The following is a 12,214-nucleotide window of genomic DNA, read 5'->3' as shown; positions in this document are numbered from 1 at the left end:
CGCCGCCGAGCGGGCTGTCTCTTGACGGGCGCCTTAACTACGGCGAGGGGTATTGTCAAGAGGGATCTGCTCACCTAGGTGGGCGATTTTTGTGCCCACTGCCCCGCGCCCCTGTACAGAGACGGAGAGCTCGCGTGACCCGCAGCGTGTACGTGACCGGAATCGACCGCGGCGACGGCCGTCAGGTCGTCGAGCTGGGAGTCATGGAGCTCCTGACCCGGCAGGTCGACCGGGTGGGCGTGTTCCGTCCCCTCGTCCACGACGGGCCCGACCGGCTCTTCGAGCTGCTGCGTGCGCGCTACCGGCTGGCGCAGGATCCGGCCACCGTCTATGGCATGGACTATCACGAGGCGTCCGCCCTCCAGGCGGAGCAGGGGACGGACGAACTGGTCTCCACCCTGGTCGAGCGCTTCCACCTGGTCGCCCGCGACTACGACGTCGTCCTCGTGCTGGGCACGGACTACGCCGACACCCAGTTCCCGGACGAACTCGCCCTCAACGCCCGCCTGGCGAACGAGTTCGGCGCGTCCGTGATCCCGGTCGTCGGCGGCCGCAAGCAGACCGTGGAGTCCGTGCTCTCCGAGACCCGCAACGCCTACCGGGCGTACGAGGGCCTCGGCTGCGACGTCCTCGCGATGGTGACCAACCGGGTGGAGCGGGAGGACCGGGAGGAGATCGCCGCCCGGCTCGCGACCCGGCTGCCCGTCCCCTGTTACGTGCTGCCCGACGAGCCGGCCCTCTCCGCGCCGACCGTCGCCCAGATCAGCCACGCGCTGGGGGCGCGGGTGCTGCTCGGCGACGACTCCGGGCTGGCCCGTGACGCGCTCGACTTCGTCTTCGGCGGGGCGATGCTGCCGAACTTCCTGGACGCGCTGACCCCGGGCTGCCTGGTCGTCACGCCGGGGGACCGGGCCGACCTGGTCATCGGCTCGCTGGCCGCGCACAGCGCCGGCACCCCGCCGATCGCCGGTCTGCTGCTGACCCTCGACGAGGTGCCGAGCGACGCGATCCTCACCCTCGCCGCCCGCCTCGCCCCGGGCACGCCCGTCGTCTCGGTGCCCGGCAACAGCTTCCTCACGGCCGAGCAGCTGTTCTCCCTGGAGGGCAAGCTGAACGCGGCCACCCCGCGCAAGGCCGAGACGGCCCTGGGGCTGTTCGAGCGGCACGTGGACACGAGCGATCTGCTGGGGCGCGTCTCCGCGCCGAGCACCGACCGCCTCACCCCGATGATGTTCGAGCACAAGCTCCTGGAGCAGGCCCGCGTCGACAAGCGCCGGGTCGTCCTGCCGGAGGGGACCGAGGAGCGCGTGCTGCACGCGGCCGAGGTGCTGCTGCGCCGGGGCGTCTGCGACCTCACGCTGCTCGGTCCGGTCGACCAGATCCGCAAGAAGGCCGCCGACCTCGGCATCGACCTCGGCGACTGCTCGCTGATCGACCCGGCCACCTCCGAACTGCGCGACTCCTTCGCCGAGAAGTACGCCCGGCTGCGGGCCCACAAGGGTGTCACGGTGGAGCTGGCGTACGACGTCGTCTCGGACGTGAACTACTTCGGGACGCTCATGGTCCAGGAGGGCCTCGCCGACGGCATGGTCTCCGGGTCGGTGCACTCCACGGCGGCCACCATCCGGCCCGCCTTCGAGATCATCAAGACGAAGCCGGACGCCGACATCGTCTCGTCCGTGTTCTTCATGTGCCTGGCCGACAAGGTCCTCGTGTACGGCGACTGCGCCGTGAACCCCGACCCGAACGCCGAGCAGCTCGCCGACATCGCCATCCAGGCGGCCGCGACCGCCGCCCAGTTCGGCGTGGAGCCGAGGATCGCGATGCTGTCGTACTCCACCGGCACGTCCGGCTCGGGCGCCGACGTCGACAAGGTGCGGGAGGCGACGAAGCTCGTGCGCGAGCGGCGCCCCGACCTGAAGATCGAGGGGCCGATCCAGTACGACGCCGCCGTGGAACCGACGGTCGCCGCGACCAAGCTGCCGGGGTCCGAAGTCGCCGGGCAGGCAAGCGTGTTGATCTTCCCGGACCTGAACACCGGCAACAACACCTACAAGGCCGTGCAGCGTTCGGCCGGCGCGATCGCGGTCGGGCCGGTGCTCCAGGGCCTGCGCAAGCCGGTCAACGACCTGTCCCGGGGCGCCCTGGTCCAGGACATCGTCAACACCGTCGCCATCACGGCGATCCAGGCCCAGACCCCGAGCGAGAAGGCTTCCCAGCAGTGACCGCGACCCGTGTCCTCGTCCTCAACTCCGGTTCCTCGTCGGTGAAGTACCAGCTGCTCGACATGCGGGACGGCAGCCGGCTGGCGAACGGGCTCGTCGAGCGGATCGGCGAGCAGTCCTCCCGGCTCAGGCACACGCCCCGCGCGACCGGCGGCGGGAGCCGTGAGTGGACCGGGCCGATCGCCGACCACGACGCCGCCCTGAAGGCCGTGGCGGAGGAGCTGGCGAAGGACGGGCTCGGTCTCGACTCCCCCGAACTCGCCGCCATCGGCCACCGTGTGGTGCACGGCGGCAGGCGGTTCACCGAGCCGACCGTGATCGACGACGCCGTCCTCGCCGAGATCGAGCGGCTGATCCCGGTCGCCCCGCTGCACAACCCGGCCAACCTCACCGGCATCCGCACCGCGACGGCCCTGCGCCCCGACCTGCCCCAGGTCGCCGTCTTCGACACCGCGTTCCACACGACGATGCCGGAGGCGGCGGCCCGCTACGCGATCGACGTCGAGACCGCCGACGCGCACCGCGTGCGGCGCTACGGCTTCCACGGGACCTCGCACGCGTACGTCTCCCGGGCGACGGCGGAACTGCTGGGCAAGGCACCCGAAGAGGTGAACGTCATCGTGCTGCACCTCGGCAACGGGGCGTCCGCCTCGGCCGTCGAGAAGGGCCGTTGCGTGGACACCTCGATGGGGCTGACGCCCTTGGAGGGTCTCGTGATGGGTACGCGCTCCGGGGACGTCGATCCGGCCGTCATCTTCCATTTGGCGCGTGTTGGTGAAATGTCCATCGACGAAATCGACACTCTTCTCAACAAGAGGAGCGGGCTCATCGGGCTGTGCGGGGACAACGACATGCGGGAGATCCGGCGCCGGGTCGACGAGGGTGACGCGCGGGCGAAGCTCGCCTTCGACATCTACATTCATCGGCTGAAGAAGTACATCGGCGCCTATTACGCCGTCCTCGGGCAGGTGGACGCGGTCGCGTTCACCGCCGGGGTCGGGGAGAACGCGGCGCCGGTGCGGGCGGCGGCCGTGGCGGGACTGGGCTCCCTGGGCCTGGCGGTGGACGACGCGCTGAACGCGGTACGCGGTGACGAGCCGCGGCTGATCTCGCCCGCCGGCGCGCGGGTGGCGGTCGCCGTGGTGCCGACGGACGAGGAACTGGAGATCGCCACGCAGACCTACGCACTGGTGAAAAAGACAAACTGAGCAGGAAAGCAACTGAGCACAACCCCTCTCATTTGTATCTTCCACCAGACGGAATATTCCGTAGCGAAACAAACCGATAGGATCGCCCCATGCGCCGTTCGAAAATCGTTTGTACTCTCGGCCCCGCGGTCGACTCCCACGAAATGCTCGTGTCGCTGATCGAAGCCGGCATGAATGTGGCCCGCTTCAACTTCAGCCACGGCACACACGCCGAGCACCAGGGCCGCTACGAGCGGGTCCGGGCCGCCGCCAAGGAGACCGGCCGTGCCATCGGTGTCCTCGCCGACCTCCAGGGCCCGAAGATCCGCCTCGAGACCTTCGCCGAGGGTCCCGTCGAGCTGGTGCGCGGTGACGAGTTCACCATCACCACCGAGGACGTCCCCGGCGACAAGACGATCTGCGGCACGACGTACAAGGGCCTGCCCGGCGACGTCTCCCGCGGCGACCAGATCCTCATCAACGACGGCAACGTCGAACTGAAGGTCCTGGACGTCGAGGGCTCGCGGGTGAAGACGATCGTCATCGAGGGCGGCGTCATCTCCGACCACAAGGGCATCAACCTGCCCGGCACGGCCGTCAACGTGCCCGCGCTGAGCGAGAAGGACATCGAGGACCTCCGGTTCGCGCTGCGCATGGGCGCCGACCTGGTCGCGCTGTCCTTCGTCCGCGACGCCAAGGACGTGGCCGACGTCCACCGGGTGATGGACGAGGAGGGCCGCCGGGTCCCCGTCATCGCCAAGGTGGAGAAGCCGCAGGCGGTGGAGAACATGGAGGACGTCGTCGCGGCGTTCGACGCCGTCATGGTGGCCCGTGGCGACCTGGCCGTCGAGTACCCGCTCGAGAAGGTCCCCATGGTGCAGAAGCGCCTCATCGAGCTGTGCCGGCGCAACGCCAAGCCGGTGATCGTGGCGACCCAGATGATGGAGTCGATGATCACCAACTCCCGTCCGACCCGCGCCGAGGCCTCCGACGTGGCCAACGCGATCCTGGACGGCGCGGACGCGGTCATGCTGTCCGCCGAGTCGAGCGTGGGCGCGTACCCGATCGAGACCGTGAAGACGATGTCGAAGATCGTCACCGCGGCCGAGCAGGAGCTGCTCAGCAAGGGTCTGCAGCCGCTCGTGCCGGGCAAGAAGCCGCGCACGCAGGGCGGTTCGATCGCGCGTGCCGCGTGCGAGATCTCCGACTTCCTCGGCGGCCGGGGCCTGGTGGCGTTCACCCAGTCCGGCGACACCGCCCGTCGGCTCTCGCGCTACCGCGCCTCCCAGCCGATCATCGCCTTCACCACCGACGAGGGCACCCGCAACCAGCTGGCGCTCAGCTGGGGCGTCGAGTCGCACATCGTGCCGTTCGTGAACAGCACCGACGAGATGGTCGACATGGTCGACCAGCAGATCGCCAAGATCAACCGCTTCAGCCCGGGCGAGATCGTCATCATCACCGCCGGCTCGCCCCCCGGCGTCCCCGGCACCACCAACATGCTCCGGGTCCACCACCTCGGTGGCGGCTCCCGCGACTGAGCGGGATGACCCCGGCCGCCCGAGGCGGTCCGAACGGCGCCGAGGGCGCCCCCTGGGAAAGGGGGCGCCCTCGGCGTCTGTTGCGGCTCCCGGACGGGTCTGGGGACGATCGGCCGGTACTGCTCAGCCGGTCGTGTACTGGTGCAGGCCGGGGACGGTCAGCGTGCCGCCGAGCTGGCCCGCCTGCTGGACCTTCACGTTGGTGAAGTAGATCAGCGGGATGTTCAGCGGCGGCGGGCTCTTCGGGCTGAACGTGACGGGTATCAGGCCGAACAGGTTGCCGGAGATGCTCTCCGTGTACATGATCGTGTCGCCGTCACGGATGGTGGACGTGGTGCCCTTGCCCGCCTGCACGTGGTAGGTCTTGCCGGACTGCTTGTCGTCCACGGTCTGGTGCAGGTCGCCGATGTCGGTGCCGTCGGAGATGACGTACTTCAGCACCTCCTTGACCGTGCCGTTGGCGGTCTTCACCTTGACGATGCCCTGGTAGTCCGCGCCCTTGAGGAGCAGCGAACTGGCGTTCAGGTACCAGGGGTCGTCGGGCAGCCTGATCTTGTTGTCGATGCCGCCCTCGTCGTCGGTGGCGGCGGGACAGTCGTCGGCGTCCGTGGTGGCGCTCTCCGAGGGGCTCGGCGAGGCCGTGGCCTCGTCGGCGGTCTCCTCGGTGTCCTTCGCCGTGTCCTCGGCCTCGTCGGCGGTGTCCTTGACGGTGTCCTTCACCGTGTCGGTGACGGCGTCGGTGGTGTCCTTGGAGGTGCCGGACGCGTCCTTGCCGGAGCCGGAGGTGTCCGAGGAGTCCGAACCGGAGTCCGACGACGAGTCGCCGGTCGACGCGGACGCGGACGCCGAGGCGGACGGAGACGGGCTCGAACTCGCCGTCGCGCCGGTGTCGTTGCCGTCGAAGAGGTCCGTGATGGCGTCGCCGATGGTCTCCAGGACGTTCTTGCTCGTCTCGGTGGCCGACGGGCTGGCCGTCGCGGTGTCGCCGGACGTCGACGACTTGTCGGGCTCGGCGGCCGCGGAGGACGCGGCGGGGGCGGGCTCGGCCGTGTCGTCGGAACCTGAATCCGACGAACCGGAGTCCGTGCCGCCCGAACCGCTCGACGGGTCCTTCGCGTCGTTCGAGGACTCGTCCTCGGTGTCGCTCTTCGAGTCGTCCTTGGAGTCGTCGGCCGACTCGCTCGCGCTCGCCGAGGCGGACGGCGACGCGGAGGCCGACGCGGAGGCGTCCGCGTCCTCCAGGGCCGCCACGCAGTCCTTGTACTCGTCGATGGTGAGGCTCTTGGACGCGGGCTGGTCCTCGGCGTTGGCGAGGGTCGGCGTGAAGCCCATGCCCATGAGGACCGCCGTCGGCATGGCCGCCAGGGCTATCGCCTTGCCGGCCGGCATGTGGAGCCTGGTGAAGAGCGGCTTCTTGGGTGCCGCGTGCCGCGGCCCGGTGGTTCTCACGCGGGCAGCGTCCACATCGCTCCCGGTGGAAACCTCGTCAGCCGGCACTGTGCCTCCCGTTCGCCCCGTTGGCCGGGCTCGTTCCTGACAGATCGTGCAGATCGTGCGGCTCGCCCGCCCCCTGGTCGTCCTTCGTGAAGGACGGCTTCTCCACGGGGGCCGGGCCCGTGCTGTACGGGTTCTCGGTGAGGTCGCCCGCATCCGCGGGAGGTGCGGGGAACGCGCCCTCGGGGGCGCCACCGGCGGTCGCGCCGGCTTCGGGAGCCGGCGCCTGGGCGGGCGGTGCGCCCGGCACCCAGGACACGGCCATCGCGCCGCCGATCAGCGCGAACAGGAAGCCGATGAGGAAGCCGCCGAGGTTCGACACCGGGATGGAGACCAGACCGAGCAGGATCGCCGCGACTCCCGCGAAGACCTGTACGTGCTTCTGGAACCACAGACTGATGCCCAGGACGCCCAGCAGCACGCCGATGATCAGCGACCCCGCGCCCGCGGTGGTGGCCATCGCCAGCGTCAGGTGGCCCACCTGGAGGTGCGCGTAAGGGAAGTAGGCGATGGGGAAGCCGGCGATCAGGACGAACAAGCCCGCCCAGAAAGGCCTGGTGCCCCGCCAGGCGCGGAACTGCTGCCTCCGTCGGGTGAACTGACCGGGGGCGGCAGGGGTCTCGGCGCTCATGGAAAACAGCTCCCTGGTGCGGCGTTTCTGTGGTGGTGAGTCGAACTGCGGGTGAAGCCCCGGGCTTCAGACTGGACGGGCGGGGGCGCCACCGGCCCCCCCGCCCGTCAGCGAGTGCTTAGTAGCACTCCTTGACACCCGTCGACAGCGACATCTTCAGGCCGCTGAGCTTGAAGGTTCCGGCGGTGGTGGCCCACGCCGTCTGCTTCACGTCGGTCAGCGTGGCGGAGTCCGCCTGCTGGGCGAACCCGTACGGGTTGGCCGTGTCACCGCTCTTGAGGCCCGGACCCTTGGTGGCGTCCTTGGCGGCCACACCGATGTCGATGCCCTTGAACACGGCGTCCGCGCTCAGGTCCTCGACGTCGATGTAGAGGTTCTCCGCCTCGACCGGCTTACCGCCGCCGCCCGCCTTCAGCGTGAGGCTGACGGAACCGAGCAGCGGGATGTTCGGGGTGACCACGGACTGGCACATGTTCGTGATCGAGGCGCTCTTGAACGCCGAGACGGCAACGGCGTGAGCCGTCTTCTTGCCGTCGAGCGTGTAACCCGAGTCGATCGCGCCGTACTGCGAGAAGCCCGTGCCTTCGAGCTTGTCGGCCGTCACCTTGAACGACTGACCGGACACGCTGAACGACGCGGCCAGTGCACCCTGCGCGAGGGCGACACCTATACATGCCGTAGCGGCGACGCTGGGCACCATGACCACAGCGAAGCGCTTCCATCTGGTCCCGCCACGCACCTGGGACTCCATATTTCCTCCTTCTCGGACGTACATCTCCTGGTCCCGACTCGCCCCCTAGGCGGCGGCTCAGCCGGGCAGGGATGGGAGAAGTGCTACGTCCTCGGGAAGGGGAGCGCCCGTCTCGGAGGCGCGAACCGCGCACCGATCACCGGCGATCACCCCCGAGCGACAACCACTGGTCGCGCCTGACACGCATCACGCACAACCTTGCTGGACAGGCTTCACCGCAGCGAAGACCCCCCTGTCCGAGAGCCGACTCCTCTGCCGTCGGCTCTGCTCGGTGGGGACCCATGAAAACCCGTTGACCCAACCGGCTGTCGGGGTACGGGATTGGACCGAGCGTGGCCGATCGTGGTGCATTCTCGCCGCCCGCACAAGGGGGTTCGTTACTCGCTAGTAACGGCCGGATAACCGAACAACGACCCATAGGTCTCGACCGGCAACACAGGGTGTCATCCACGCCCGGGACAAAGCTGTTGATCGATGGACGGAATCCGACAGAACAACACCCGAGTCTTACTGGCAGTAACAGCGGCCGCGATTACCAAGATTTGGTAAAGCGCGGCCGCTGGGGAACCACATCGACGGAACTTTCACTCCGACACCACGGGCTCTGACGTTTAGTGACTGGTCAGCACCCGGCTCTCGCCGGATCAGAACAGGGCGCGCGCCAGCGCTCGCCGGGCCGCCGCGACGCGGGGGTCGTCCGGGCCCACCACCTCGAACAGTTCGAGCAGCCGCAGCCGTACCGCGTCCCGGTCGTCACCGGCCGTGCGGCGCACAGTGTCGATGAGGCGCCCGAACGCGTCCTCGACATGACCGCCCACCAGATCCAGGTCGGCCGCGGCGATCTGCGCCTCGGCGTTCTCGGGCTGGTCGGCGGCGTCCTTGCGGACCTGCTGCGGGTCCATGCCGCCCACCCGCTGGAGCAACTCGGCCTGCGCGAGCCCGAGCTTGGCCTCGCTGTTGCCCGGATCGTCGGCGAGCACGTTGCGGTAGGCCTGTACGGCGCCGCCGAAGTCCCCGGCGTCCAGCGCCCGCACGGCGGCTTCGAGCAGCGCGTCGTGCGGCCCGACGGGCTCGGCCGCGGCCGCCTCCGCGGCGCCCGGCTCGGCGTCGGCGTCGACGGTCAGGCCGGTGAGCCCGAACCGCTCCTCGGCGACCTGCACCAGCTGGTCGAGGGTCTGGCGGATCTGCGCCTCGCCGGCGGCCCCCTGGAAGAGCGGCAGCGCCTGCCCGGCGACGACCGCGAAGACGGCCGGGATGCCCTGCACCCCGAACTGCTGCATCAGCATCTGGTTGGCGTCGACGTCGATCTTGGCGAGCAGGAAGCGGCCGTTGTACTCGACGGCGAGCCGCTCGAGGACGGGGCTCAGCTGCTTGCAGGGCTGGCACCACTCGGCCCAGAAGTCGATGACGACGGGCACCTCGGCGGACCGCTGGAGGACTTCGCGCTCGAAGCCCGCCTCATCGACGTCGATGACGAGATCGGCCGGGGAGACGGCCCCCGCGCCGCCCTGGCGTGCCGTTTCGGCGCGCGTCTGCTCCGCCTTCGCCTTGGCCTCCTGGGCCGCCTTCACCGCGGCGAGGTCGACGACTCCGCTCATGGACATGTTCCGTGGCTGCATGCGTCTATCCTCCCCCGTCCGCGCGCCTGCGTGAAAAGCGTTCCGAATACGTCCCGAACATCCCGAACATGAGCACCGGGGTCCCCACCCCGCACCCAGCCGGCCGAAGGCCCGCGCACGTCCAGCGCGAGCTTTCGCTACGAGTCGTAGCGTAATGGCACGGGGTGCCTCCGCAACACCACGCCTCGGTGATCTCCCTCACGGAAGCCCATGACAAACCGCCGGTTATGGTCTGGGCATGCAGATCCGCACCCCCGCCTGTCGCACGGGCCGTCCGCGCAGCGCCGCGGCGGACACGGCGATCCTGGCCGCGACCCGGGAGGCGCTGGTCGAGCTGGGCTGGTCCAAGCTGACGCTGGGGGACGTGGCGACGCGCGCCGGGGTCGCCAAGACGACGCTCTACCGCCGCTGGGCCGGCAAGAACGAACTGGTCGTCGACGCGGTCGCGGAACTCTTCGGTGAACTCGAACTCCCCGACCGGGGCAGCCTCGCCGCCGACATCGAGGGTGTGGTGCTGCAGTTCGCGGCGATCCTGGCCCGCCCTGAGGCCAAGAGCGGCCTCATGGCGGCCGTAGCCGAGTCCACCCGCGACGACGCCCTGCGCGAGCGCATCCGCGCCTCCATCGTCGACCCGCAGAAGGATCTGGTCCTGGAGGGCCGCGCCCGCGCCCAGGCACGCGGTGAACTCCCCCCGCAGACCGACCCCGCCGAGGCCGCCCGCACGGTCGACCTCATCTTCGACGTCGTGGCGGGTGCGGTGGTCCATCGCACCCTGGTCAGCGCGGAACCCGCGGACGAGGAGTGGGTGCGCAGCTTCACCCGGGTCCTGCTCCTCGGCCTGACCGCGTCCACGGACCCGTCCGGGGACCCTCCCGGCGAACACGGCTGAGGGCGGGGGCCACCGTTCGCCCCCGCCCTGCTCCCGCTCCTGCTGCTCCCGCCGAGACCGCCTAGAAGCCGGCGGGCTCGGTGTACACCCCCCACTCCTCGCGGAGCACGTCGCAGATCTCGCCCAGCGTCGCCTCGGCGCGCACGGCGTCCAGCATCGGCGCGATCATGTTGGAGCCGTCACGGGCGGCGTCCAGCAGGGCGGCGAGCGCGCTCCGCACGGCGTTCTCGTCACGGGCGGCCTTGCGCGCGACCAGCGTGCGCACCTGCTCCCGCTCCACCTCGTGACTGACCCGCAGGATCTCCAGGTCCCCGGTCACCGACCCGTGGTGCGCGTTGACGCCGACGACCCGCTTCTCGCCCTTCTCCACGGCCTGCTGGTACCGGAACGCCGACTCCGCGATCTCCCCGGTGAACCAGCCGTCCTCGATCCCGCGCAGGATGCCGGAGGTGATCGGCCCGATCGGGTGCCGCCCGTCGGGGTGGGCCCGCAGCCCCCGCTCCCTGATCTGCTCGAAGATCTTCTCGGCGTCGGCCTCGATCCGGTCCGTCAGCTGCTCGACGTACCAGGAACCGCCCAGCGGGTCGGCGACGTTGGCGACGCCGGTCTCCTCCATCAGCACCTGCTGGGTGCGCAGCGCGATCTCCGCCGCCTGCTCGCTCGGCAGCGCGAGGGTCTCGTCCAGGGCGTTGGTGTGCAGCGAGTTGGTCCCGCCGAGCACCGCCGCGAGGGCCTCGACGGCCGTCCGCACGACGTTGTTGTAGGGCTGCTGGGCCGTCAGCGAGACCCCGGCGGTCTGGGTGTGGAACCGCAGCCACTGCGCCTTGTCGGACTCGGCCCCGTAGACGTCCCGCATCCAGCGCGCCCAGATCCTGCGCGCCGCGCGGAACTTGGCGATCTCCTCGAAGAAGTCGACGTGGGCGTCGAAGAAGAAGGACAGCCCGGGCGCGAACACGTCCACGTCGAGACCGCGGCTGAGCCCCAGTTCCACGTACCCGAAGCCGTCCGCCAGCGTGTAGGCCAGCTCCTGCGCGGCCGTGGCGCCGGCCTCACGGATGTGGTAGCCGGACACGGACAGCGGCTTGTAGGCGGGGATGCCCGCCGCGCAGTACTCCATCAGGTCGCCGATGAGGCGCAGGTGCGGCTCGGGCTGGAAGAGCCACTCCTTCTGGGCGATGTACTCCTTGAAGATGTCCGTCTGGAGCGTGCCGTTGAGGACGCCCGGGTCGACGCCCTGCCGTTCGGCGGCGACGAGGTACATGCAGAAGACGGGGACGGCCGGTCCGCTGATCGTCATGGAGGTCGTGACGTCGCCCAGCGGGATGTCCTTGAACAGGACCTCCATGTCGGCGGCCGAGTCGATGGCGACCCCGCAGTGCCCGACCTCGCCCAGCGAGTGCCGGTCGTCGGAGTCGCGCCCCATCAGCGTGGGCATGTCGAAGGCGACGGACAGACCCCCGCCGCCGTTGGCGAGGATCATCTTGTAGCGCTCGTTGGTCTGCTCGGCGTTGCCGAACCCGGCGAACTGCCGGATGGTCCAGGTGCGCCCCCGGTAGCCGGTCGGGTACAGACCGCGCGTGAAGGGGTACTCCCCGGGCCAGCCGATCCGCTCGAAGCCTTCGTAGGCGTCACCGGGCCGGGGCCCGTACGCGGGCTCCACGGGGTCCCCGGAGAGCGTGGTGAAGTCGGCCTCACGCTTGCGCGAAGCGTCGTACCGGGCCTGCCAGCGACGGCGGCCCTCCTCGATGGCGTCAGCGTCCATGGTTCAAATTTACTAGGACGTCCAAGTAAATGTCGATGGCTGCAGGCAGGGCATCCAGGTGACGGTGCGTGTCCGACCGCCGCGCACGCGCGGGTGCGACGGGTCACGGCGGTCG

At 69.9% G+C, this 12,214-nt stretch carries 9 protein-coding genes; 4 read left to right on the top strand and 5 right to left on the bottom strand.

Annotated features, from left to right (window positions below; translation table 11 throughout):
* Window positions 1-134 precede the first annotated feature (134 nt).
* From pta to pyk, 3 genes are all read left to right on the top strand, one after another.
* A complete protein-coding gene (pta, locus tag J2X68_RS18050) occupies window positions 135-2,225 on the top strand; it encodes a phosphate acetyltransferase (protein WP_310433563.1) in 2,091 nt (696 codons plus the stop codon).
* On the top strand, window positions 2,222-3,433 hold the full coding sequence (locus tag J2X68_RS18045; protein WP_310433562.1) for an acetate kinase: 1,212 nt from the start codon (window positions 2,222-2,224) through the stop codon (window positions 3,431-3,433). Before pta ends, J2X68_RS18045 begins: the two co-directional genes overlap by 4 nt.
* Before the next feature lie 89 nt (window positions 3,434-3,522).
* Window positions 3,523-4,953, top strand: coding sequence for a pyruvate kinase (pyk, locus tag J2X68_RS18040; protein WP_310433561.1), 1,431 nt, complete (start codon window positions 3,523-3,525; stop codon window positions 4,951-4,953).
* A gap of 123 nt (window positions 4,954-5,076) precedes the next feature.
* Here pyk and J2X68_RS18035 read toward each other — a convergent pair whose 3' ends face one another.
* From J2X68_RS18035 to J2X68_RS18020, 4 genes are all read right to left on the bottom strand, one after another.
* Window positions 5,077-6,450, bottom strand: a complete 1,374-nt coding sequence (locus J2X68_RS18035) for a hypothetical protein (protein WP_310433560.1) — start codon at window positions 6,448-6,450, stop codon at window positions 5,077-5,079.
* Window positions 6,440-7,078, bottom strand: coding sequence for a DUF6114 domain-containing protein (locus J2X68_RS18030; RefSeq protein ID WP_310433559.1), 639 nt, complete (start codon window positions 7,076-7,078; stop codon window positions 6,440-6,442). The genes J2X68_RS18035 and J2X68_RS18030 overlap by 11 nt, the downstream gene beginning before the upstream one ends.
* Before the next feature lie 118 nt (window positions 7,079-7,196).
* Window positions 7,197-7,829: a DUF6230 family protein gene (locus J2X68_RS18025; protein WP_310433558.1), complete on the bottom strand. Its 633-nt coding sequence runs from the start codon at window positions 7,827-7,829 to the stop codon at window positions 7,197-7,199.
* A 644-nt stretch (window positions 7,830-8,473) separates the two neighbouring features.
* Window positions 8,474-9,448: a tetratricopeptide repeat protein gene (locus tag J2X68_RS18020; protein WP_310433557.1), complete on the bottom strand. Its 975-nt coding sequence runs from the start codon at window positions 9,446-9,448 to the stop codon at window positions 8,474-8,476.
* Window positions 9,449-9,686: 238 nt separating this feature from the next.
* On the opposite strand from J2X68_RS18020, the gene J2X68_RS18015 reads away from it, so the two are divergent.
* Entirely contained in the window at window positions 9,687-10,337 is a 651-nt protein-coding gene (locus J2X68_RS18015; protein ID WP_310433556.1) for a TetR/AcrR family transcriptional regulator, read from the top strand.
* A 61-nt stretch (window positions 10,338-10,398) separates the two neighbouring features.
* Here the strand turns inward: J2X68_RS18015 and J2X68_RS18010 are convergent, their stop codons facing one another.
* Window positions 10,399-12,099 carry a methylmalonyl-CoA mutase family protein gene (locus tag J2X68_RS18010; protein WP_310433555.1) on the bottom strand — a complete coding sequence of 567 codons (1,701 nt, stop codon included), beginning with the start codon at window positions 12,097-12,099 and terminating at the stop codon, window positions 10,399-10,401.
* Between the last annotated feature and the right edge of the window lie 115 nt (window positions 12,100-12,214).

Origin of the sequence: Streptomyces sp. 3330, assembly GCF_031456635.1 — a bacterium.
Taxonomy (GTDB): Bacteria; Actinomycetota; Actinomycetes; order Streptomycetales; family Streptomycetaceae; genus Streptomyces.
The sequence above is the reverse complement of the archived record's forward strand: the minus strand, read 5'-3'. Positions and strand labels throughout refer to the sequence as shown.